Source organism: Agrilactobacillus fermenti (assembly GCF_047943045.1).
GTDB classification, from domain to species: domain Bacteria; phylum Bacillota; class Bacilli; order Lactobacillales; family Lactobacillaceae; genus Agrilactobacillus; species Agrilactobacillus fermenti.
The window spans coordinates 1,269,271-1,295,023 of record NZ_CP181347.1; the positions used below are offsets into that span (position 1 = coordinate 1,269,271).

18 protein-coding genes and 1 pseudogene are annotated in these 25,753 nt (G+C 40.1%); all 19 read left to right on the plus strand.

From position 1 onward, the window contains the following. Positions 1-33 precede the first annotated feature (33 nt). The 19 genes and pseudogenes from ACNAN0_RS06285 to ACNAN0_RS06375 all read left to right on the plus strand — a co-directional run bounded on the left by ACNAN0_RS06285 (position 34) and on the right by ACNAN0_RS06375 (position 25,581). Complete coding sequence (locus tag ACNAN0_RS06285; protein ID WP_416354150.1) at positions 34-4,350, plus strand: PolC-type DNA polymerase III; 4,317 nt, start codon at positions 34-36, stop codon at positions 4,348-4,350. A gap of 143 nt (positions 4,351-4,493) precedes the next feature. Further along, the gene (rimP, locus tag ACNAN0_RS06290; RefSeq protein ID WP_230913484.1) at positions 4,494-4,967 is read left to right on the plus strand and encodes a ribosome maturation factor RimP; all 474 of its coding nucleotides are present in this window, start codon (positions 4,494-4,496) and stop codon (positions 4,965-4,967) included. A gap of 17 nt (positions 4,968-4,984) precedes the next feature. Next, positions 4,985-6,142: a transcription termination factor NusA gene (nusA, locus tag ACNAN0_RS06295; protein WP_416354151.1), complete on the plus strand. Its 1,158-nt coding sequence runs from the start codon at positions 4,985-4,987 to the stop codon at positions 6,140-6,142. Positions 6,143-6,152: 10 nt separating this feature from the next. Continuing rightward, a complete protein-coding gene (rnpM, locus tag ACNAN0_RS06300) occupies positions 6,153-6,449 on the plus strand; it encodes an RNase P modulator RnpM (RefSeq protein WP_230913486.1) in 297 nt (98 codons plus the stop codon). Further along, positions 6,449-6,751 (plus strand): L7Ae/L30e/S12e/Gadd45 family ribosomal protein, encoded by a 303-nt coding sequence (locus ACNAN0_RS06305; protein ID WP_230913487.1) that lies wholly within the window; start codon positions 6,449-6,451, stop codon positions 6,749-6,751. The genes rnpM and ACNAN0_RS06305 overlap by 1 nt, the downstream gene beginning before the upstream one ends. Before the next feature lie 18 nt (positions 6,752-6,769). Beyond that, the gene (gene infB, locus ACNAN0_RS06310) at positions 6,770-9,277 is read left to right on the plus strand and encodes a translation initiation factor IF-2 (protein ID WP_416354152.1); all 2,508 of its coding nucleotides are present in this window, start codon (positions 6,770-6,772) and stop codon (positions 9,275-9,277) included. Between the two features lie 33 nt (positions 9,278-9,310). Further along, positions 9,311-9,667, plus strand: coding sequence for a 30S ribosome-binding factor RbfA (rbfA, locus tag ACNAN0_RS06315; RefSeq protein WP_230913489.1), 357 nt, complete (start codon positions 9,311-9,313; stop codon positions 9,665-9,667). A gap of 489 nt (positions 9,668-10,156) precedes the next feature. Beyond that, positions 10,157-11,552, plus strand: a pseudogene (gene ltrA, locus ACNAN0_RS06320) (group II intron reverse transcriptase/maturase). A 153-nt stretch (positions 11,553-11,705) separates the two neighbouring features. Further along, positions 11,706-12,617 (plus strand): tRNA pseudouridine(55) synthase TruB, encoded by a 912-nt coding sequence (gene truB / locus ACNAN0_RS06325; RefSeq protein ID WP_230914591.1) that lies wholly within the window; start codon positions 11,706-11,708, stop codon positions 12,615-12,617. 15 nt (positions 12,618-12,632) lie between these two features. After that, positions 12,633-13,589: a riboflavin biosynthesis protein RibF gene (gene ribF, locus ACNAN0_RS06330; RefSeq protein ID WP_230914590.1), complete on the plus strand. Its 957-nt coding sequence runs from the start codon at positions 12,633-12,635 to the stop codon at positions 13,587-13,589. A gap of 2 nt (positions 13,590-13,591) precedes the next feature. After that, the gene (gene hemW / locus ACNAN0_RS06335) at positions 13,592-14,737 is read left to right on the plus strand and encodes a radical SAM family heme chaperone HemW (RefSeq protein WP_416354153.1); all 1,146 of its coding nucleotides are present in this window, start codon (positions 13,592-13,594) and stop codon (positions 14,735-14,737) included. Positions 14,738-14,848: 111 nt separating this feature from the next. Continuing rightward, positions 14,849-15,901: a heat-inducible transcriptional repressor HrcA gene (gene hrcA / locus ACNAN0_RS06340; protein WP_230914588.1), complete on the plus strand. Its 1,053-nt coding sequence runs from the start codon at positions 14,849-14,851 to the stop codon at positions 15,899-15,901. A gap of 83 nt (positions 15,902-15,984) precedes the next feature. Then, complete coding sequence (gene grpE / locus ACNAN0_RS06345) at positions 15,985-16,581, plus strand: nucleotide exchange factor GrpE (RefSeq protein WP_407929217.1); 597 nt, start codon at positions 15,985-15,987, stop codon at positions 16,579-16,581. Between the two features lie 31 nt (positions 16,582-16,612). Then, positions 16,613-18,475, plus strand: coding sequence for a molecular chaperone DnaK (gene dnaK / locus ACNAN0_RS06350; protein ID WP_416354154.1), 1,863 nt, complete (start codon positions 16,613-16,615; stop codon positions 18,473-18,475). Between the two features lie 171 nt (positions 18,476-18,646). Further along, positions 18,647-19,792, plus strand: a complete 1,146-nt coding sequence (dnaJ, locus tag ACNAN0_RS06355; protein WP_230914585.1) for a molecular chaperone DnaJ — start codon at positions 18,647-18,649, stop codon at positions 19,790-19,792. A 151-nt stretch (positions 19,793-19,943) separates the two neighbouring features. After that, positions 19,944-21,782 carry a translation elongation factor 4 gene (gene lepA / locus ACNAN0_RS06360; protein ID WP_416354155.1) on the plus strand — a complete coding sequence of 613 codons (1,839 nt, stop codon included), beginning with the start codon at positions 19,944-19,946 and terminating at the stop codon, positions 21,780-21,782. Positions 21,783-21,913: 131 nt separating this feature from the next. Further along, the gene (locus ACNAN0_RS06365) at positions 21,914-23,101 is read left to right on the plus strand and encodes a galactokinase (protein ID WP_416354156.1); all 1,188 of its coding nucleotides are present in this window, start codon (positions 21,914-21,916) and stop codon (positions 23,099-23,101) included. Positions 23,102-23,119: 18 nt separating this feature from the next. Further along, entirely contained in the window at positions 23,120-24,112 is a 993-nt protein-coding gene (gene galE, locus ACNAN0_RS06370; RefSeq protein WP_416354157.1) for a UDP-glucose 4-epimerase GalE, read from the plus strand. Beyond that, on the plus strand, positions 24,109-25,581 hold the full coding sequence (locus ACNAN0_RS06375; protein ID WP_416354158.1) for a UDP-glucose--hexose-1-phosphate uridylyltransferase: 1,473 nt from the start codon (positions 24,109-24,111) through the stop codon (positions 25,579-25,581). The genes galE and ACNAN0_RS06375 overlap by 4 nt, the downstream gene beginning before the upstream one ends. The last annotated feature ends 172 nt before the right edge of the window (positions 25,582-25,753 follow it).

The window sequence follows — 25,753 nt, forward strand, 5'->3', positions numbered from 1 at the left end:
TTTAGCTGCTTTCAATGAATGAGGAGATCTTGAATGTTTGATAAAAATGAACTCTTCGAAAAATTGTTGGCGCAAATTGAACTACCAACTGATTTGCAAGAAAAACCTGATTTTAAGGCTGGAACGATCGAAAAAGTGGTCGTTCATGAAAAATCAAATCAGTGGGAGTTCTTTTTTGCATTTCCAAAAATTTTAGATTTCGAAGACTTTGAAGTATTTCAACAATTATTAATACACGCCTTTGAAAATATTGCAAAAATCAAATTTCACATTCAAACACGAACATCCAGTTTTGACCAACATGTATTACGTGCATACTGGCCCTACGTATTGACACATAGTGACTTGAATTCACAGTTATTAAAACAGATCTGTGATAGTAAACTGCCAGTTGTTTCAGATCGACGTATTATTTTACAAGTTGAAAATGAAATTATTAAGGAATACTTAGTCAAAGGTGCACTTGGACCGGTTGAAACGACATACGCTGACTTGGGATTTGAAAAGTTTAATATTACGGCAACAATTGATCAAAGTGCCTCTCAAGAAAAAATTGCTGCCTTTAAACAACGACAAGCAGAAACAAAGCAAAAGATTCAAGCCTCTGCCAAAGCCACTGCTGAGCAAAAAGCAAAAGCACCTAAACGAACTAGCCGCGCAGACAAAGATGTTTTGTTGGGTCGCAAAATCAAAGCAGATTTGCCAGTTCTACGAATGGCTGATATCACGGAAGAAGAACGCAGTGTCGTTGTAGAAGGCTACGTCTTCAACTGCGAAGTCCGTGATTTACGTTCCGGACGTAAATTATTAACGTTGAAAGTAACTGATTATTCTTCTTCTTTTGTCATCAAACGCTTCTCACGTGATACTGACGATGAGAGTGTCTTTGATGAATTTCAAAAGGGTATGTGGGTCATTGTTAAAGGTTCTGTACAAGAAGATACTTATATGCGTGATCTAACAATTAATGCGACCGACATTAATATTTACCATCATGAACCGCGACAAGACAATTATGAGGGTGAAAAGCGTGTTGAGCTACATCTGCATACAAATATGAGTATGATGGATGCTACTAATTCAATTTCTGATTATGCAGCGCAAGCCAAAGCTTGGGGTCATACGGCATTAGCAGTCACGGATCATTTTGGATTGCAAGCCTTTCCTGATGCACACAGTGCGGGTGCCAAGAATGAACTCAAAATGTTGTATGGTGTCGAAATCAACTTGGTCGATGATGGTAAGCCGCTCGCTTTTAATTTACGTGATCAGACATTAATAGATTCTGAATATGTTATTTTTGACGTGGAAACAACCGGTCTGTCAGCAGTTTACGATTCAATTATTGAATTAGCGGCGGTCAAAATGAAAGACAATGAAGTGTTGGCATCCTTTGATGAATTTATCGACCCAGGTCATCCATTGTCTCGTTTGACAACCGAATTAACGAGTATTACAGATGATATGGTCAGAGGTTCTAAATCCGAAGCTGAAGTGATGGCCCTTTTCCGCGAATTTTGTGGTGATGCTATTTTAGCAGGCCATAACGTTACTTTTGATATTGGTTTCTTAAATGCCGCATACGAACGTAACGGCTTTGAATTAGTTACGGCTCCTGTCATTGATACCCTCGAGGTTTCCCGATTGTTACATCCCGAATATAAAAACCACAAACTAGATAGTTTAGCTAAAAAATATCACATTGTTTTAGAACATCATCACCGGGCAAATTCAGATGCGGAAACGACAGGTTATTTGATGTATAAATTACTAGAGCAAATGGAGAAACGTTATCAAACGACGAACGTTCAGCAATTAAACGATCACGTTGGTGGTGCCGATGCTTATAAACAATCAAGACCTCACCATGCGGTTTTGATTGCTCAAACGCAGGCTGGTCTCAAAAACATGTTCAAAATTGTTTCTGAATCCATGGTTCATTATTTTTATCGTGAACCGCGTGTTCCCCGAAGTTTACTAAACAAATATCGAGCGGGCTTACTAGTTGGTTCTGGATGTGATTCAGGTGAAGTCTTTACGGCGATGATGCAAAAGGGACACAATGAAGCTCTTGAACTCGCTAAGTACTATGATTACTTAGAAGTCATGCCCAAAGCCGTTTATCAACCGTTACTAGATCGTGAACTTATTAAAGACAATGCCGCTCTCGAAGATATCATTCAAAACATCATCAAGATCGGTCAAGAATTGGATAAACCGGTTGTTGCTACTGGCGATGTTCATTATTTGAATAAAGAAGATCACATCTATCGCGAAATTCTAATCAAATCACTAAAGGGCAGTCCCTTGGCTCGACAACAACTACCTGACGTTCATTTTCGCACCACAGAAGAGATGTTAGAGGCATTCAGTTTTCTAGATGAGGCCACGGCTAAAAAAATTGTGATTACCAATACACATAAAATTGTTGATTTAGTCGATGAGGGTATTACGCCGGTCAAAGATAAATTGTATACACCTAAAATGCCCGGGGCAGAAGACGAAATACGTTCTCTATCCATGAATAAAGCACATGAGCTTTATGGCGAACCATTACCAGAGATTGTGGAAGCACGGCTGCAAAAAGAATTGAACAGTGTGATTGGGAATGGATTCTCGGTTATTTATTTAATTTCTCAGAAATTGGTATACAAATCTAACAAAGATGGTTATTTGGTTGGTTCCCGTGGATCAGTAGGCTCAAGTTTAGTTGCGACAATGACTGGGATCACTGAGGTCAATCCATTACCACCACATTACCGTTGTCCTAACTGTAAATATAGTGAGTTTTATACAAAAGGGGAAGTTGGTTCAGGATTTGATTTGCCTGACAAAAAGTGCCCCAATTGTGGTGCAGAACTTATTAAAGATGGGCACGATATTCCTTTTGAAACTTTTCTGGGTTTCAAAGGTGATAAAGTGCCAGATATTGATCTAAACTTTTCCGGCGACTACCAACCAGTTGCTCACAATTATACGAAAGTATTATTTGGGGAAGATCATGTTTTTCGTGCTGGGACTATTGGCACTGTTGCAGATAAAACAGCATTTGGTTACGTGAAACATTATGAAGAAGAAACCGAACAAAACTTTCGCAATGCAGAAATCGAACGCTTGGCATTAGGTGCAACGGGTGTCAAACGGACAACGGGTCAACATCCGGCTGGAATTATCGTTGTACCTGATTACATGGATATCTATGATTTCACACCGATTCAATATCCAGCCGATGACCAGAACGCAGCTTGGAAAACCACTCACTTTGATTTCCATTCTATCCATGATAATATTTTGAAGCTAGATATTCTTGGTCATGACGATCCAACCATGATCCGTATGTTACAAGATTTATCAGGTGTGGAACCTAAATCAATTCCGACGGATGATCCGGGGGTTATGTCCCTGTTTTCAAATCCAGATATTCTCGGAGTTACGCCAGAACAGATTCAGTCTAAAACTGGAACTTTAGGGATTCCTGAGTTTGGCACTCGGTTTGTTCGTGGTATGTTAGAAGAGACTCATCCCACAACATTTGCCGAGTTGTTACAAATTTCTGGCCTATCTCACGGAACGGATGTTTGGCTCGGCAATGCTGAGGAACTCATTAATAAAGGTGTTGTCACTTTAAAAGAAGTTATTGGCTGTCGGGACAATATCATGATGGACTTGATTCACTGGGGTATGGACTCACAAATGGCCTTCCAAATCATGGAACATGTCCGTAAGGGTCGCGGGATTCCAGATGATTGGCAAACAGCAATGCGCGCAAATCCTAATGTACCCGCTTGGTATATCGATTCATGTTTAAAAATTAAGTATATGTTCCCTAAAGCGCACGCAACAGCGTATATCCTCATGGCGTTAAGAATTGCTTACTTCAAAGTATATTTCCCGATCGTTTATTACTGTGCTTATCTATCGGTTCGTGCTGATGACTATGATCTAGTAGCGATGTCTTCGGGAAAAGAAGCTGTTAAAGCACGCATGAAAGAAATTAACGACAAAGGGTTAGATGCTTCTCAAAAAGAGAAAAATCTGCTGACTGTTCTAGAGATTGCAAATGAATGTTTAGAACGTGACATCCAAATTAAAATGGTTGATATCAATAAATCTGATGCTCAAGATTTTATTATTTTAGATGATCATACATTGTTAGCACCTTTCAATGCCGTGCCAAGTTTAGGTGATAATGTGGCTAAAAAAATCGTATCTGCTCGAGAAGAACAGCCGTTTCTATCCAAAGAAGACCTGGCAAATCGTGGGGGCGTTTCCACGTCTTTGATCCAATATTTGACAGATAACCATGTGTTAGATGACCTACCTGATGAAAATCAACTCTCGTTATTTTGATCTTACAAATAACAGCTAAAAGGCTATAAGTTTGCGAAATTAAGCAATTTGTGTTATGTTTATTAAGTATTTTGATACTTTTCGTTTGAGTGAGCAGTGATGCTCACTCTTTTTAATGAAATTATTCGAATGGAGGTGGCTTTTTGAGTGACGTAGTACAAGTCGTAACTGATATCGTTCAACCGATTCTAGACGGCCATAAGTTTCAATTAGTAGATATTGAATACGTCAAAGAAGGTCATTCTTGGTATTTACGCGTTTATATTGATAAACCCGGTGGTATAGATATCGAAGAATGTGCAATGGTCAGTGAACAACTCAGTGAGCAACTGGATCAACTCGATCCAGATCCGATTCCTCAGGCTTATTTTTTGGAAGTTTCATCTCCAGGTGCCGAACGACCACTAAAAACTGAAACAGATATTCAAAACGCAATTGGTGAATATGTCCATATTTCATTATATCAACAGGTTCACAATGCTAAGATATTCGAAGGCACATTGGTAAGTGTTGATCAAAATCAATTAACTTTAGAGCTTAAGGATAAGACAAGAAAGATCCAGCGTACATTCCAGCGGGATAATATTGCCAAGATCCGTCTAGCAATAGAATTCTAACTTAGGAAGGGTAAGTCATGAGTAAAGAAATGATAGAGGCCTTAGACGCGCTCGAGCGTGAAAAAGGTGTAAAAAAAGAAGTTGTTATCGAAGCTTTAGAAGCAGCTTTGGTTTCAGCTTATAAACGTAATTACGGACAGGCGCAAAATGTTGAAGTTGACTTTGATGCAAAAAAAGGTGATATTCACGTTTATGCCGTCAAAGAGGTAACTGAAGAAGTCTTTGATTCTCGCCTTGAAGTTAGTCTCAAAGACGCACTCAATAAGAATAAGGGCTATGAAGTCGGTGATCACATAAAATTTGAAGTGACCCCCAAAGACTTCGGCCGTATTGCTGCTCAAACTGCAAAGCAAGTAATTATGCAACGAGTGCGTGAAGCGGAGCGTAGTATTGTCTATAATGAATATAGTCAGTATGAAAATGAGATCATGCAAGGTGTCGTTGAACGTCGGGATAACCGCTTTATTTACGTTAACTTAGGCCGTATTGAGGCTGTTTTAGGCCGACAAGATCAAATGCCGAATGAGGATTATCAACCCCATGACCGTATTAAAGTATACGTGACCAAAGTTGAGAATACGACTAAGGGGCCACAGGTGTTTGTCAGTCGGACACATCCCGATTTAGTTAAACGCCTCTTTGAACAAGAAGTTCCAGAAATTTACGATGGCACGGTAGAAATCGTTTCTATTGCTCGAGAAGCAGGCGACCGCACTAAAATGGCTGTCAGATCAACAGACACTAATATTGATGCTGTCGGTACTTGCGTTGGCCCACGTGGACAACGAGTACAAGCAGTTGTCAATGAGCTCCATGGTGAAAATATGGATATTATCGAATACGAAGATGAGCCGCAAGACTATATTGCGAACGCTTTGAATCCGGCTGAAGTTTTACGGGTTAGCTTTGATCCGACGAATGATCATGACTGTACTGTAATTGTGCCTGATGATCAGCTATCATTAGCAATTGGTAAAAAAGGTCAAAATGCACGTTTGGCTGCGAAGCTAACCGGTTATCGTATTGATATTGAACGGGAAAGCGACGTCGATGACACGACGATATCTTCAGAACCTGACCAACTTTCTGAAAATGAACCACAAGTAGAAGATCAATCGTCAACTTCGGAGCAAAACGTAGCAACTGATGACACAGCTTCAAATGATGCAGAATAGGTGATTTAAGATGAAAAAACGTAAAATTCCTATGCGTAAAGATATCTTAACTGAAGAAATGCAACCCAAGAAATCGATGGTCCGTATTGTCAAAAATAAAGAAGGCGAGATTTCTTTGGATCCAACTGGCAAGAAACCGGGCCGTGGTGCCTATGTTTCCTTGAATCCAGAAGCTGTTAAAGCAGCCAAAGCTAAGAAAACGATTGATCGTGTTTTCGAAGCTAAAATTCCGGAATCATTTTACGATGAGCTTTTTGAATACGTTGACCATCAAAAAGCACGGCAGGAGCTTTTCGGTAATGATTAATGGATGAAAATACACAAAAATTAATGAACTTGTTAGGTTTAGCCATGCGTGCTGGTAAGATTATTACTGGTGAATCAATGGTTCAACAAGCACTTGTCAATGGCAAGTTAGCATTAGTTTATGTTGCCCAGGATACTGGTGCTAGTACCAAGAAAAAATTTAAAGACAAAACAGAATTTTATCATGTACCCATACATGACGAATTAACAACTGAGCAGATCACCCAAGCAATTGGCCGTCCAAGAAAGATTCTTGGGATTACCGATAAAGGCTTTGCAAAAGGTATGGTGAAGCTCATGTAAAATAAGGAGCGTGAAGATATGGGGAAAAAAAGAATTTATGAATTTGCAAAAGAATTAAACTTACCGAGTAAAACAGTCGTTGAAGCGGCACAAAAAGCTGGTTTAAGTGTTAAGAACCATATGGCGGCAATCGACAGTACTCAAGAACAACAGATCCGTACGGCATTAAAACCACAAAATACGGCCGCAAAAACACCCCATAATACCAATATAGCAAGTCATAATACTCATAAGAATGGTCAACACGCCGCCCATTCAGAACAACAAAATCATGGCAACCAGCAACAATCGCGTTCACAGAAATCTGTCGCGAGTCAACCTCATCACTCTAATAATCAAACAAGGCAGGCTAATCATCGAATGCAGAGCAATTCAGCTAAGCAAAACACTCGATCTAACGAACGCAACCATTCTTCTAACAATCGGAACCAGTCAAATACCAATCGACCGCAAGGACAACAAAGCCGGCCACAAACAACTCAGAATAACAATCACAGTAACGTAAATAGAACACAGCGGCCAAGCAACAACCAAACACAAGGTCAAAGTACCCGAACACAAGGGTCTACTTCAGGGACACAAAATCGTACTACTAATAATAACAATAATCAAAGTAATAATCGCAATCGCAACAATAATAACCGTGGTGGCTGGAGTAACAATAATAATCGGAATCAATACGGTAATCGACGTCGTAATAACAAGAAAAACCGCCGGCGAGATAACACACCTAAGAAACCAATGCCACAACGTAAAGATCGGCCATTGCCTAAAGTATTGCTCTATACAGAAGGTATGAATGCGCAAGATTTAGGTAAGATCTTGCACAGAGAGCCAGCTGAAATCGTTAAAAAGTTATTTATGCTAGGCGTCATGACGAATCAAAACCAATCGTTAGGCAAAGATGCCATTGAATTATTGGCAGCAGATTATGGTATTGATGCGCAAGAAAAAGTGGAAGAAGATATTAGTGATTTGGATCGTATCTTTAATGAAGAATCACATAATCAAGACCACTTAGAAGCACGCCCACCTGTTGTAACGATCATGGGTCACGTTGATCATGGTAAAACAACATTATTGGATAAATTACGTCATACCCATGTAACCGAAGGTGAAGCCGGAGGAATCACGCAACACATTGGTGCCTATCAGGTTAAATTGAATAATCGCGTGATTACTTTCTTGGATACGCCAGGACACGCTGCTTTCACAAATATGCGTGCGCGTGGTGCTGATGTCACAGATATCATCATTTTAGTGGTTGCCGCTGATGACGGGGTCATGCCACAAACAATTGAAGCAATCAACCATGCTAAAGCAGCGCATGCACCGATTATTGTTGCTGTTAATAAGATTGATAAACCTGGCGCTAATCCTAACCATGTAATGGAACAATTGACGGAATATGGTCTGATCCCTGAAAGCTGGGGCGGCGATACAATTTTCGTTGAAATTTCAGCTAAATTTGGCAAAAATATCGATGAATTATTGGAAATGGTGCTTCTTGAAGCCGATATGTTAGAATTGAAAGCTAATCCAGATCAAAAAGCAGTCGGAACAGTTTTAGAAGCACGTTTAGACAAGGGTAAAGGCCCAGTAGCTTCCCTCTTGGTCCAACAGGGGACATTGCATGTTGGAGATCCTATCGTTGTCGGCAATACTTTTGGCCGCGTTCGAGTCATGACAAATGATCGAGGTCGACGTGTAAAAGAGGCTTTGCCATCTGAACCAGTTGAAATTACTGGGTTGAATGACGTGCCAGCGGCAGCTGATAAATTTGCTGTTTATGAAGATGAAAAAACAGCACGTTCAGCTGGTGAAGAACGTGCTAAGAAAGCACTCTTAGAAGAACGTAGTCATACCACGCACGTTACGTTGGACAACCTCTTTGAGTCAATGAAGCAGGGCGAACTTAAAGAAGTTGACATTATCATTAAGGGTGATGTTCAAGGTTCTGTCGAAGCGTTAGCGAATAGTTTACAAAAAATTGATGTCGAAGGTGTTCGTGTAAATATCATCCACCAAGCTGTTGGGGCAATCAATGAAAGTGATGTGACTTTGGCGGCAGCAAGTCAAGCTATTATTATTGGCTTCAATGTTCGGCCAACGGCTAATGCTAAATCCCAAGCTGATATGGATAATGTTGATATTCGTCTTTATAATGTCATTTACAATGCCATTGAAGAGGTAGAGTCCGCCATGAAGGGTATGTTGGAACCAACTTACCAAGAAAAAGTTACTGGTAATCTGCAAGTACGTGAGACTTATAAAGTGTCTAAAGTTGGGACGATTGCTGGTGCTTATGTCAATAGTGGTTACATTACTCGCGACTCAGGTATTCGGTTGATTCGTAATGGCATCGTTATTTACGAAGGTAAGTTAGCTTCGTTAAAACGATTTAAAGATGATGTGAAAGAAGTTCGCCAAGGCTTCGAATGTGGCTTAACGATTGAAAACTATAATGACATTAAAGTTGACGATGAGATTGAAGCTTATGTCATGGAAGAAGTACCAGCAAAATAGTTTTTAAGACGCAATCTACGGGAGGGTTACTTGATGAAACATCGCATTGGCAGAGTAGAACAACAAATCAATCGTGAAGTAACCGATATTTTATTAAAGAAAATTCGTGATCCCCGGGTGACTGGAGTCACGATCACAGGTGTTGATCTTTCAGGTGATTTACAGCACTGCAAAATCTACTATTCAATTCTTTCTGAGAAAGCAAGTGACGTTGAAAAGGCACAGGCTGGCTTAGATAAAGCAAAAGGATTGATTCGTAGCGAGTTAGGTCAACGAATAAAATTATTTAAAGTGCCAGAATTAACATTTTTACAAGATAAATCGGTTCAGTACGGTGAGCGCATTGATGAATTGATCCGAAAACTGCACGAATCTGAACAATCTAACTAAATAATTTAAATTAAAACATCAAATCTATTGCTCAACGGATTTGATGTTTTTTTAGTGCGCCCGGCATGGGCGCTAACTTGGTGGTGAAAGTCCACTATAGACCGTAGTAGTCGGAACTATTAGTTGAGGACAAGGGTGTCCACCGTGAGGTGGAATCTGAAGGAAGTCTAAAGCAAAGTGCTGAACCAATGAACAAGAAGTGGCTATAAGGCTGTTTGCAGTGGATAAGGTTGCTAAACAAACTGAAGTCCCATACTACTCGAAACTGTACGCAGTAAAGCCAATGGTTACATGGCACGAAAGTTAGCGTTCTTACCGGGAGGTCTGTATCATACGTTCCCGACAAGAGAAACGGAAAGTTTCACAGGTACAAACTAGGCAGTGATGTCTAGCTGAATGATACAGAAGTCAGCGAGGCCATAATAGTTGTCCTTTGGACAACGAAAGGCCGAACTTTAACAATTCTCGTCAAAATTGGAGGTAGAAATCATGCAACAATCGCAGAAAACAGAACCATGTTCTGGTCACCGGCGAATGGTAGACCTGGAAGGTCAAGAGCAACCCGGGGCGCGTAGTGTGATTTCCGGTGAAGATAAGATGTGGAATGGCGTTTCATTTCAAGATTTAGTTTTGTCCCGAGATAATTTGAATCAAGCTTACCTTAAAGTCAGAAGCAACAAGGGTGCGGCGGGTATTGACGGTCTAACTGTCGATGAGCTGTTGCCTTATCTGAAACAACATCGTGATGAGCTAATCGCATCACTGCGTGATGGCAGCTATCAACCATTACCAGTTAAACGAGTCGAGATTCCAAAACCAGATGGTTCCAAACGCAAACTTGGGATCCCAACGGTGGTCGATCGACTTGTTCAGCAAGCAGTCGCTCAAGTGATGTCGCCAAGGTTTGAAAAGATATTCTCGGATAGCAGTTTTGGTTTCCGACCCAATCGAAGTGCTCATGATGCCATCAAACGGGTCATAGCGCTGTATGACCAAGGTTATCACTATGTGATCGACCTTGACCTTAAGGCATATTTCGACACGGTCAATCATGATCTACTGATGAAATTTGTCGGCCAATATATCGATGATCCCTGGCTATTAAGACTTATTCGTAAGTTCTTAACGAGTGGGGTTATGAATGGTGGTCTGTTTGAGAAATCAGCTCAAGGCACGCCGCAAGGTGGAAATATCTCGCCATTATTGGCGAATATCTACCTTAATGAGTTGGATAAGCTGCTCATGGCCAGAGGCCATCAGTTTGTGCGCTATGCGGATGATTGTAATATCTACGTCAAAAGTAAGCGCGCAGGCTACCGCGTACTGGCCAATGTGACCAAGTTCTTGAAGAAAGACTTGAAGCTAACAGTCAACCAAAAGAAAACTCATGTCGGGTCGCCCTTAAGATTGAAATTTTTAGGGTTCACTTTAGGTGTGAGTAAAGGCAAAGCATATGCCCGGCCGCACAAAGTTGCCAAAGAACGTATCGAAACAGGCCCTAAAGCTAATCACCAAACGGAACCGCGGTGTTAGTCTCAGACACTGTCCTTAAAGAGATCAAGCGTAAAATGCGAGGCTGGTTACGATACTATAGTATTGGCCGCATGAAGGGCTTTCTTAAAGCGCTAGACACATGGTTGCGCACGAGGATCCGGCAGTATATCTGGAAATCATGGAAGAAAATCAAAACGAAGTTCCGAAATCTTAGAAAGTTAGGGGAATCGGTGTCAGAAGCACGCGTATTTCTAATACCCGTAAAGGGTATTGGCATACTGCACATACCGGTGTACTGAAATATACTCTAACAAACGAAAGACTGGAACGCCGTGGACTTATCAATCTGTCCACAACGTACCAGTCTATTCAGAAACGCTTAAGTTGTTGAACCGCCGTATACGGAACCGTACGTACGGTGGTGTGAGAGGCCGACCCGTTAGGGTCTCCTACTCGATTAAGTAAAATTGTAGAAAACCCTAGGCTTATCATAGGAATCCAGTTATACTATAAGTATTTGAATTTATCAGAATGGAGCATAAACATGGACGGCATTTTACCGCTTTATAAAGAAGCCGGCATGACTAGTCACGATTGTGTCGCCGCAATTCGAAAAATTATCCATCAAAAAAAGGTCGGACATTCAGGAACTTTAGATCCTGCCGTCGAAGGTGTTTTACCGATTTGTCTGGGGAATACGACCAAGGTTGTCAATTATTTGATGACCAAAGGGAAAACTTATACTGGCAAAATCATTTTGGGCGAGGCCAGTGAGACCGAAGATTTGGAAGGTAAATTGATTGCACGTGAACCTCTGTCTAAGCCCTTTGAAATTAACCGCATCAAAACAGCTATGCAAGCTTTGACTGGCGATTTGATTCAGATTCCTCCCATGTACTCAGCCGTAAAAGTACATGGCATGCGCTTATATGAATATGCACGCCGAGGTCTACCAGTTGAACGACCTGAGCGACCAGTTCATATATATCGTTTTGATTTTAAACAAACAGCTTTTGATGAAAATAGTGGGCTGCAAACAATTCAATTTGAAGCCGAGGTCTCTAAAGGTACTTATATTCGGACATTAGCGGTTGATTTGGGCAAACAATTAGGTGTACCGGCATTAATGGCCCAGTTAACCCGACAATCCAGTGGCGGCTTTACTATATCGCAAACGATTCGCTTAAATGAATTTGCGGAGGCTGTATCCGATGGGAAAATTGAATCATATCTTTTTCCATTGGATCATGCATTATCTGATTATCCTAAAATAGAAATTTCAACCGAGACATGGTCACGTGTCAAAAACGGTGGCTTTTTAGAATTACCTGGAGAAACTGAGGCTGTGGTTGCGTTAACTTACCAAGAACATATTAAGGCGTTATATCAGAGGAAACGCGATGATATTTTTAAGCCACTGTCCATGTTTTTAGAAAACGAAGGCATCCGCCCGTGAGATAGGAGTTTTATCATGCAAATTGTTCATTTACATCATCCGTATGATACCACTAAAATAATTAATCAATCGATTGTTTTGGCATTAGGTTTTTTTGACGGTGTGCACCGAGGACACCAAGCCGTTATTAAGCGTGGTAAGGAGATTGCGGAGACACAAAATTTGCCTTTGGCAGTCATGACGTTTAACCAGCATCCAGCTATCGTCTTTGAGCAGGTCGGTCCTCAAGGTATTCAGTACTTATCACCATTAAAACGTAAAGCTGAATTAATGGCGCAGTTGGGCGTAGATATTTTTTATATTGTAGATTTCACGTCAAATTTTGCCAACCTCTCTCCGCAAGCGTTTGTCGACCAATATATCATCGGATTACACGCAAAATTTGTAGTTGCTGGCTTTGACTATACCTTTGGTAAGCAAGCGGTAGCCAACATGACAACGATGCCTAAATTTAGCCACCATCAATTCGAAATTGAAACCGTATCAGAAGAAGATGATGCCGACTTAAAAATTAGTTCTACCCGGATTCGAAAGCTATTAAGTGCGGGTGCAATCGACGAAGCCAATCACTTGTTAGGTTATACTTATGAAACTCAAGGACTTGTTGTTCATGGCCTTGCCCGGGGCCGAACGTTAGGGTACCCCACAGCCAATGTAATCACAAGTCAAGCACAACAAATTCCTGGTATTGGTATTTACAGCGTTCAAATCAACGTGAATAATCATTGGTATGAAGCTATGGCTTCAGTTGGGTATAATATTACTTTTGATGAAACCAAAACACTGACTTTAGAAGTTAATATTTTTGATTTTGACGAATTTATTTATGGTGAACAAGTTAAAATTCGATGGTACCATTATTTACGCGGTGAAATAAAATTTTCTGGTGCAGAAGCACTAGTTGCGCAACTCGATCAAGATAAAATAGCAACACAAAAATATTTTGCAACGCAACCTAAGAAAGAAGTGTGATCATGGCTGCAGCTTATATTCATATTCCTTTTTGTGATTTTATTTGTTATTATTGTGACTTTAACAAAGTGTTCATTGAAGGCCAGCCGGTTGATGAATATATTGATTTGTTGCTACGTGAAATAAAAATGACCATGGCCCATTACCGCCAAGAGCCAATCGACACCATTTATATTGGAGGCGGCACACCATCCAGTATTAGTCCTCAGCAATTAGAGCACTTACTAAGTGGCATCCAGAAATATCTACCTGTAAAATCAGGCGGCGAGTTTACCATTGAATGTAATCCTAATAATTTATTGGATACAACACGCTTAGAAGTGATGCGTACTTATGGCGTCAATCGTTTGAGTATTGGCGTACAATCGTTTAATGATGCTGTACTTAAAAAAATTGGACGCAAACATTCGGCCCAAGATGCCCTGACTGCGATCCATAACGCACATAAAGTCGGTTTTGAAAATATTAGCATTGATTTGATCTTCCGATTGCCAGGACAAGACACGGCCGATTTTAAGCAGACATTGGCGCAAGCAATTGCATTAGACTTGCCACATTACGCCACGTATTCTCTGATCCTAGAACGCAAAACAATTTTTTATAACCTTCAACGTCAAGGCCGGCTGCATTTACCAAGTGAAGATGCAGAAGCAGATATGTATGAACTAGCAATCAATGAATTTAGCAAACATGGTTTAAACCAGTATGAAATCAGTAATTTTGCCAAACCAGGCAAAGAATCTAAACATAATTTAATGTATTGGCATAATGAACATTATTTTGGCTTTGGTGCTGGTGCATATGGCTATTTAGACCGTGATCGATATCATAACAATGGACCGATCCAGCAATACATGGCACCATTACGCAAGCATAAATTACCCGTATTTGAGCATCATTTAGTGCCTTTTTCAGAACAAGTTGAAGAAGAAATGTTTTTAGGCTTACGCACAAATAAGGGTGTTTCCAAACAACATTTTCAAGATAAATATGGTTATACGATCGATGAAATTTATGGCGACACGGTTAAAAACTTAATTCAACGTCATCTTTTAGTGGATGTGAATGGACATATACGTTTAACTCATGATGGCCGTTTTTTTGGCAATAATGTTTTTGCTGAATTCTTGTTGGATGACGAAACTTAAGTGTAAAATTCCAGAGTTTCCGTGTGATTTCCTTGACAACTTCTTTAGGGATTGCTATATTATATCTTGTATTAGCACTCTATGTCTTTAAGTGCTAAAAGAGGTGGTTTGATGCTGACACAAAGACAGGCGCTTATTTTAAAGAATATCATCAGGATCTTTACAGAAACTGGTCAGCCAGTCGGTTCCAAACATTTGATGGATGAGTTGCCGATCAAAGTTAGCTCCGCCACGATACGTAACGATATGGCAAAATTAGAAGACATGGGGCTACTGGATAAAATGCATTCGTCTTCTGGGCGAATACCTTCAACCAGTGGTTATCGTTACTACTTGGACCATTTGCTTGAGCCGAGTGGCGTTTCACAAAGTGATCTAGCTGTGATTCAACAAACTTTTAATAAACAATATCAAATGATTGATGATATCGTGGAACAATCAGCCATGATTCTTTCTACGTTAACAAGTTACACTGCTATTTCTTTAGGGCCGGATGTTTCTGATATTCGGTTGGATGGCTTTAGAATGGTTCCCTTAGGTAATCATCAAATTATGGCAATTTTGGTTACCAGTACAGGATCCATTCAAAATCAAATTTTTCAGTTGCCTGCTAGTGTCGCTGGTGAAGATTTGGAAAAAGCGGTTCGAATCATTAATGATCAACTTGTGGGGCAGCCGCTTTCGACCGTTGCAAAACGGATTCGTACCGACGTACCGCAAATGTTGATGAAGTATGTCACAACACCTAATGGTTTTTTGGATATTTTTGGTAATGTCCTTAAACAAGCAGAGTCTGATCGTTTCTATGTCGGCGGTCGATTAAATCTATTGGACTTCGCAAATAACGATGTTGCTTCATTAAAGTCACTTTATCATTTATTTGAAAAGAATGATGATTTAGCTCAGTTGTTACGTATGCCGGACATCGAACGTGATAAGGATGGTAAAATCATCGTTCGTTTGGGCAATGAACTACACCCACAAACGCTACACAATTATTCGTTGATAACGGCAACGTATGACGTACATGATCACGGTCGTGGCGTGATTGCATTATTAGGGCCAACAACAATGCCTTATTCCCGAATTATTGGTTTATTAGACTTGATTCGTGAGGAATTAGCTAGACGGTTGACCGATTATTATTCTAATTTCGATGATTAGAAAGGAGTTTTCACTTGGCTGACAAGAAGAAAGTTGATTTTCCTTCTGAAAAAGATTTATCAACCGATGAGACAGAAGCGCAAATCAAACAACAAAAAACAAAGTCCAAACCAGAACCTGAAGCAAAATCAGCTGCCAATGAGCAGACACATACAACAGCCTCTAAAAGTAAGAACAAAGCTACTGAAGCCGTTGCATCCGATAAGGCATCTGATCAATCGGAAACGGATCAAGCTTTAAAAACATTGCAGACAAAATACGACGCTTTAGAAGATCAGTTTTTAAGAGCTCAAGCTGAAATTCGAAATATGTCCAATCGACATAAAAAAGAACAAGAGCAATTGGCAAAGTATGACGGTCAACGTTTAGCTAAAGATATTTTGCCTGCAATTGATAATCTTGAACGTGCTTTAGCTGTAGAAGTGGACAACGATAGTGGACAACAGCTTAAAAAGGGTATTGAGATGGTTTATAAAGATATGCAAAAAGCATTAACTGATAACCACATCACTGAAATTAAGGCATTGGGCGAAAAGTTTGATCCAACACTACATCAAGCTGTACAAACAGTGCCGAAAACAGAAGCCCAAAAAGCGGATACAGTTGTTCAAGTTTATCAACGTGGTTATCAATTAAAAGACCGAGTAATTCGACCAGCTATGGTTGTTGTTGCTCAGTAACTAATCTGTAAGAAAAGAAGGGTTAAGTAATATGTCAAAAGTTATTGGTATTGACCTAGGTACAACTAACTCAGCCGTTGCAGTACTTGAAGGCGGCGAACCTAAAATTATCACAAATCCAGAAGGTGCACGTACGACACCATCTGTTGTCGCTTTTAAAGACGGCGAAATTCAAGTTGGTGAAGTGGCTAAACGTCAAGCAATTACCAACCCAGACACGATTGTTTCTATTAAACGTCATATGGGTGAAGCCAATTATAAAGTTAAGGCTGGCGATAAGGAATACACGCCACAAGAAATTTCAGCAATGATTTTGCAATATATTAAAAAGTTTGCTGAAGATTATTTGGGTGAAGAAGTCACTCAAGCGGTTATTACCGTCCCAGCTTATTTTAACGATTCTCAACGCCAAGCAACTAAAGATGCTGGTAAAATTGCTGGCTTGAAAGTAGAACGGATCATTAATGAACCAACAGCTTCAGCTTTAGCTTATGGCCTAGACAAAGCTGACAGTGATGAGAAGATCTTGGTCTATGACTTGGGTGGTGGGACATTTGATGTTTCCATTCTTGAATTAGGCGATGGCGTCTTCCAAGTACTTTCTACCAACGGTGATACCCATTTAGGTGGGGATGATTTTGATCAAAAAATCATGGATTGGTTGATTGAAGGTTTCAAGAAGGATAACGGTATTGATTTATCCAAAGATAAGATGGCTTTGCAACGACTAAAAGACGCTGCTGAAAAAGCTAAGAAAGATCTTTCTGGTGTCACAAGTACCCAAATTAGTTTGCCATTTATTTCTGCAGGCGATAATGGTCCGTTACATTTGGAAACAACTTTGACTCGAGCAAAGTTTGATGAGTTAACGGCTGACTTAGTTGAAAGAACTAAGATTCCAGTAGAAAATGCCTTGAAAGATGCTAAGTTGAGTAACAGTGATATTGATAAAGTTATTCTAAATGGTGGTTCAACACGAATTCCAGCAGTCCAAGATGCTGTAAAAGATTGGACTGGTAAGGAACCAGATCATTCTATCAATCCGGATGAAGCCGTTGCCTTGGGTGCTGCAATTCAAGGTGGTGTCATTACTGGTGACGTTAAGGATGTTGTTTTGTTGGATGTCACACCGCTTTCTCTAGGTATTGAAACTATGGGTGGTGTCTTCACTAAATTAATTGATCGGAATACAACAATTCCAACGAGTAAATCGCAAGTCTTCTCAACCGCCGCTGACAATCAACCAGCTGTTGATATTCACGTATTACAAGGTGAACGGCCAATGGCAGCTGATGACAAGACGCTTGGTCGGTTCCAATTAACAGATATTCCAGCTGCACCACGTGGTGTACCTCAAATTGAAGTTAAGTTTGATATTGATAAAAATGGGATCGTTAACGTCTCGGCTAAAGATTTAGGGACTAAGAAAGAACAAAAGATCACCATTAAGAGTTCTTCAGGTCTTTCAGACGAAGAAATCGATCGTATGATGAAAGAAGCTAAAGAAAACGAAGAAGCAGATACAAAACGTAAAGAAGAAGTTGATTTACGTAACGATGTCGATCAATTGCTCTTTACTACCGATAAGACTTTGAAAGAAGTTGAAGGTAAGGTATCTGATGATGAAATTAAAAAAGCTAAGGATGCTAAAGCTGACCTCGAAAAAGCCAAACAAGAAAATAATCTTGAAGACATGAAGTCTAAACGGGATGCTTTGAATGAGATCATCCAAAACTTGACAGTCAAATTATATCAACAAGCACAGCAACAAACGGGTGCTGATCAAGGCGCTGCTGGGGCTGGTGCACAAGGTACGACAGGTTCATCTGATCAAAAAGGTGATAATGGCGATACCGTTGATGGTGATTTTGAAGAAGTTAAAGACGATAAATAACAAACAAGCTTAGTTTGTTGACATCTAGCACGTCTAAGCTGACCCATCAGCAGAATGTCTGACTTTTGCTGGTGGGTCATTTTTGTAATCATGTGGAAAATTATTTTCAGAATAGTATGAATTTGTGTTATATTATTCCAGACTTTAGTTTTTCCTTTAAGGAGGCAAATCATGGCGGAAAAGAGAGACTACTATGAAGTCCTCGGTGTTTCAAGAGATGCTAGTGATGATGAGATCAAAAGAGCATTTCGTAAATTATCAAAAAAGTATCATCCTGATTTAAACAAGGCACCTGATGCAGAAGCAAAATTTAAAGAAGTCAATGAAGCTTATGAAGTATTGAGTGACCCTCAAAAACGTGCGGCCTATGATCAATATGGTCATGCAGGTATGGATGGTGCCGGTGCCGGTAATGCTGGCGGCGCTGGTGGTTTCGGTGACTTCGGCGGTTTTGGCGGCTTTGACGATATCTTTAGTTCCTTCTTTGGTGGCGGCAACGCACAACAATCTGCGTCTTCACCAAGACAAGGTAATGATCTTCAATATCGTATGGATTTAGATTTTAAAGAAGCAATTTTTGGTAAATCAACAACGATTTCTTATAATCGTGAAGCAACGTGCGAAACCTGTAATGGTAGTGGTGCTGCACCTGGTACTAGTCCGGTGACCTGTCACAAATGTCACGGTAGTGGTTACGTGGAAGTTGATCGCCGGACACCACTTGGCATGATGCGGACACGAGAAGTTTGTGATGTGTGTGGTGGCACTGGTAAAGAAATTAAGGAAAAGTGCCCAACATGTCATGGTTCCGGCCATCAAAGTGAACGCCACAGCGTAAAAGTCAAAGTCCCTGCTGGGGTCGATGATGGCCAACAAATGCGTTTGCAAGGTCAAGGTGAAGCAGGGTCTAATGGTGGCCCTTATGGGGATTTGTACATTGTATTTCGGGTCAAACCAAGCCGTCAGTTTACGCGTGATGGCACTGAAATTTATTCCAGCTTGAATATTTCTTTTGTTCAAGCCGCATTAGGGGACGAAATTGATGTAGATACGGTTTATGGCCCAGTTAAATTAAAGATTCCCGCTGGCACACAAACAGATACCTCGTTCCGACTGCGTGGCAAAGGCGCGCCAAAACTTCACGGAAATGGTGCAGGCGATCAACACGTTAAGGTCCGAATTGTTACCCCTAAGTCATTAAACAATAAACAACGTGAAGCTTTAGAAGCCTTTATGAATGCATCTGGTGAGCATGTTCAACCTCAAGAAGGTGGATTTTTCAATAAAATCAAAGACTCCTTTAAGGGTGAAAAATAATCAATTCTTATAGATGATTTTTAGCGAATTTTTAGATTATAACTTAATCTGGAAATTCGCCTTTTTAATAGCATTAGTATCAGCACCAGTTTGTATTCATAATTTTTGCTTGCTATAATTAATAGATAAGTCAAAGAAGGTAGGAAACATAATGGATCGTAACGAGATGATCGAACATCAAAAAGAGATTCGCAATTTTTCCATTGTCGCGCATATCGATCATGGTAAATCAACAATTGCTGATCGAATTTTGGAAATGACGGATACAGTTTCACAGCGCGAGATGCAGGATCAAATTCTCGATGATATGGACCTTGAACGCGAACGTGGGATCACCATCAAATTGAATGCAGTACAACTCCATTACCATGCTAAAGACGGTAAAACTTATGTTTTTCATTTGATCGATACGCCAGGACATGTGGATTTTTCTTATGAGGTATCTCGAAGCTTAGCAGCGTGTGAAGGGGCTATTTTAGTTGTGGATGCTGCTCAAGGGGTAGAGGCACAAACATTAGCGAATGCGTATTTAGCTGTCGATAATGATTTGGAAATCATTCCAGTCATTAATAAAATTGATCTGCCATCTGCTGACCCTGACCGAGTCAAGGAAGAAATTGAAGAAATGATCGGGATCGATGCAAGTGATGCGGTTTTAGCTAGTGCTAAAGAAGGTATTGGCATTCCCGAGTTACTTGAAAAAATTGTCCATGAAGTTCCGTCCCCATCGGGTGATGTAAACGCACCCTTTAAAGCATTGATCTTTGACTCGGTTTATGATAATTACCGTGGGGTCGTCCTTAGTATTCGTGTCATTGATGGCTTTGTTAAAGTTGGCGATACCATTGAGTTGATGAATAATCAGAAAAGATTTGAAGTTACTGAAGTTGGTGTGATGTCCCCTAAAGCAGTTCAAACAGCCACATTATCAGCTGGCGATGTTGGTTACCTCACGGCCAGTATTAAAAGCGTCAAAGATACGCGTGTTGGGGACACAATCACATTAGCCGATCGACCAGCGGAAAAGGCCTTACCTGGCTATCGAAAGATCACACCAATGGTTTATTCAGGTATGTATCCCGTTGACAATGCTAAATTTAATGATCTTCGAGAGGCCTTGGAAAAATTACAGCTAAATGATGCCGCACTAGAGTTTGAACCAGAAACCTCTAAAGCGTTAGGCTTTGGTTTTCGTTGCGGCTTTTTGGGTTTACTGCATATGGATGTCGTCCAAGAAAGACTTGAACGTGAATTCAATCTGGATTTGATCATGACCGCGCCAGCTGTGGATTACCACATTATCTTGACCGACGATACAAAAAAGGTAATTGATAACCCGGCCGAAATGCCAGAAGCTACTTCAATCAAAGAAATTCAAGAACCGTATGTTAAAGCACAGATCATGGTACCGAATGATTATGTTGGACCAGTAATGGAACTTTCTCAACGTAAACGTGGGGAATTTGTGACAATGGATTATTTGGATAAATATCGGGTGAATATTATTTATGATATCCCGTTATCAGAAATAATTTACGATTTCTTTGATGATTTGAAGTCCAATACCAAAGGTTATGCTTCTTTAGATTATGAAATCGAAGGCTATCGCGCCAGTGACCTAGTTAAAATGGATATCTTGATCAACGGGGAGGTCGTGGATGCTCTGAGTTCTATCGTGCACAAAGATTTTGCATTTGAACGGGGTAAAGAAATCGTTAGTGCTTTAAAAACGACCATTCCGAGACAACAATTTGAAATTCCAATTCAAGCTGCAATTGGCAATAAAATCATTGCACGGTCTAATATTAAAGCTTATCGTAAAAACGTCTTAGCTAAGTGCTATGGTGGCGACATTACACGTAAGCGAAAATTACTAGAGAAGCAAAAAGCCGGTAAGAAACGAATGAAATCGGTTGGTTCTGTAGAGATTCCTCAAGAAGCGTTCATGTCTATTCTGCGTACTGATGAAACCGAAAGCCATAAAAACTAAAAAATATTTTTCGATTGAAAACCGCTTTCAATTTAATTGAAGAGCGGTTTTTACTTAATTTTACTAAAAAACTTGTTTAATCATAAAATTAAGGTAAGATAATATTAGAAACTTAATAAAGGAGTGTCATTATGAGTGGAATTTATCAACCAGCGCCTATTTTGAAAACGCTTGATAAAAATTTTGAAAAGGTTTTCGCCACGCAACCAACAGCAAAATACTTTGCTCCTGGCCGCATCAACTTAATTGGCGAACATACCGATTATAATGGTGGTTATGTTTTCCCTTGTGCGATTAGTCTGGGCACTTATGCTGCAGTCGCCCCTAGAGATGACAATCAAGTTCGTCTTTATTCCGAAAATTTTCCTGAAGCTGGCATCAAAACAATTACACTTCAAGATCTAAAATATGACAAAGCTGATACCTGGGCCAACTATCCTAAAGGGATGTTCTATTTCTTTGAAAAACACGGATTGAAGATTACGCATGGTTTTGATATTTGTGTTCATGGGAATTTGCCTAACGGTTCAGGTCTCTCATCTTCAGCGTCCATCGAAATGTTATTTGGTAAAATTTTGACTGATCAATTTAACTTTGATATTGATCAAATTTCAGTTGTCAAAATTGGTCAAGAAGTGGAAAATAAATTTATTGGTGTTAATTCTGGTATCATGGATCAATTTGCCGTTGGTATGGGACAAAAAGACCATGCTATTTTACTAGACACTAATACACTTGATTATGACTTAGTGCCCATCAAACTTGGGCAATATAAAATCGTTATCATGAACACCAATAAACGGCGTGAACTCACTGATTCAAAGTATAATGAACGCCGGGGTGAATGTGAAAAGGCACTGGCATTAATCCAAAAACAGACGGCTATCCCTTCACTGGGCGCACTAGATAAAGATGGATTTGATGAATATATGTATGCCATCAATGATCCAGTCTTGATTAGACGTGCCCGCCATGCTGTTTTTGAAAATCAGCGTACAAAATTAGCAACTACGGCATTGAAGGCCAATGATTTAAAAACCTTTGGGCATTTGATGAATGCTTCACATATCTCGTTAGAATATGATTATGAAGTCACAGGAGTAGAATTAGATACTCTTGCCCATTCTGCTTGGGCACACGGTGCTTTAGGGGCACGAATGACTGGTGCTGGTTTTGGTGGTTGCGCGATTGCTTTAGTCAAGACAAGTGACATTGAAACTTTTGTCACTGCTGTTAGTCAAGACTATAAAGCAAAAGTGGGTTATGATGCGGACTTTTATATTGCCGAAATTGCGGATGGGCCAAAGGTAATCGCTTAGATTAGGAGGAATTTTTATATGACTATTTTAGTTCTCGGTGGTGCTGGCTATATTGGGTCACATACAGTTGATCGATTAATTGAGAAGGGCTACGATGTTGCCGTCATTGATAATTTAATTACCGGACATAAGCATGCTGTTAACCCTAAGGCTCGTTTTTATCAAGGCGATATTCGCGACCGCGGCTTTTTAGAACAAGTTTTTAATGCAGAAAAAATTGATGGTGTCATTCATTTTGCCGCCTATTCCGTTGTCCCTGAGTCAATGGCCAAACCATTAAAGTATTTTGATAATAATACGGGTGGCATGATTACGCTGCTAGAAGCTATGCATGATCACCAGGTAAACCATATTGTCTTTTCTTCGACAGCAGCAACTTATGGTGAACCTAAACAAGTTCCAATTAAAGAAACAGATCCCCAAGTGCCTACAAACCCATATGGGGAAAGTAAGCTAGCTATGGAAAAAATCATGAAGTGGAGTGATACAGCATACGGCATTAAGTATATCGCCTTGCGTTACTTTAACGTTGCTGGCGCAAAAGCGGACGGCACAATTGGCGAGGATCATAATCCTGAAACACATTTGATTCCAATTATCTTAGAAGTTGCTCAAGGTAAACGCGATCAATTGAAGATCTTCGGTGGTGATTATCCGACTAAAGACGGGACGAATGTTCGTGACTATGTCCATGTTGTAGACTTAGCAGATGCCCACATTTTAGCCATTCAACGCCTCATTGATGGCGGTGATTCAGATGCTTTCAATTTAGGTTCATCCACTGGTTTTTCAAACAAAGAAATTTTGGAAGCCGCACGCAAGGCAACCGGTAAAGAAATTCCAGCTGAAGTTGCGCCACGGCGTGCCGGTGATCCTAGTACTCTGGTGGCTGATTCAACAAAAGCACGCCAAGTTTTAGGTTGGAAACCAAACTATGATGATGTTGAAAAAATCATTGCAACAGCATGGCAGTGGATTGAAACGCATCCGAATGGATATGATGACAAATGAGTCAAGACTTAGCACAACAATTTGCTAATGCAATCATTGCTACCGGACAAACTTATCAAAATTTGGATTTTATTTACTTAACTAATCAAATCTACGCATTAGTTGGGCATGACCAACTATCGACACTTGAAGACGGTACTGACCTCGTAACACTGGCACAGACTTTAGTTGCCCGAGCAGTAATGAATGGAAAAATAACGGACACAACGGCGGCACGAGATATTCTGGAAGCTCAATTGACTAACTTTTATACGCCAGCACCTAGTAAAGTCAATCAAGTTTTTTGGGACGAATATCAGGCTGAACCGCAACAAGCAACAAATTATTTCTACAATTTAAGTAAGGCCAATAATTACATTAAAACGGCCGCAATTGCAAAAAATATCAGTTATAACGTCAACATGGCTTATGGTGATCTGGAAATTACAATTAATCTTTCTAAGCCCGAAAAGGATCCAAAGGAGATTGCTCTGGCTAAGTCACAGCCCAAGACAAATTATCCCTTAGATCAATTGAGTATTGAAAATGAAGGTTATCTTGGTCGTGTAGATTTTCCTGCTCGAACGAACCACCGTATCGTTCGTGTCATGTTGAATGGTGAAACCTGGGGAATGCAGTATTCACCTTATGCATATTTCAACGAACATTGTATTTTCTTATCCGCTGCGCATCGACCAATGCACATCGATGCGGCAACAATCAGTAATTTATTAGAAATCGTACGTTTATTCCCACATTATTTTGTTGGTAGTAATGCCGATTTACCAATTGTCGGCGGCTCCATGTTAAGTCAAGATCACTATCAAGGCGGACGTCATGATTTTCCTATGGCTAAAGCTAGTATTGACCGCCCAATTAAAATAACCGCCTTTCCAAATATGAAAGCAGGTATTGTCAAGTGGCCAATGTCGGTAATTCGTTTAGAAAGTAATGATGTACAGGCACTCGTCAATTGTGGCGACTACATTTTAAAACATTGGCAAAACTATTCCGATCCTAGTGTGTCGATTCGAGCACAAATTAATGGTGAACCACATCACACTATCACACCTATTGTGCGGCGTACCTCAGCTAATGGTTATCAATTAGATCTTGTTTTGCGGGATAATCAGACATCAGCAGAATTTCCTGATGGTATTTTTCATCCACATCAGGATGTTCAGCATATTAAAAAAGAGAATATTGGGTTGATTGAAGTGATGGGCCGCGCAATTTTACCAGCTCGATTAAAGACCGAATTGGTAGAGGTCGAAAAGTACTTACTTGAACAACCAAACGAGATGAAGGCTTATCATCAAATTTGGGCTGATGAATTAAAACAAAAATATAACTTTACTGCTGAAAATATCCATTCAATTGTTCAAAAAGAAGTTGGTTATGTTTTTGCCCGTGTCTTAGAAGATGCTGGCGTCTTTAAGCGTAGTGCTAAAGGGCAAGCAGCATTTGATCGCTTTATAGAAGAATTATAGAAATTAAATATTAAAAAGTGCGCGCGTAAGTGTGAGATAGAAGCTATGCCATTTACAAACAGTCTAAATTAAACTGCCCTTAAATAATAAAGTGAGGCCGAAGCAAAACTAATGTTTTGTTTCCGACCTCACTTTATTTAAGTTACGGCTGTTTATTGCTTAAACGTGGTTT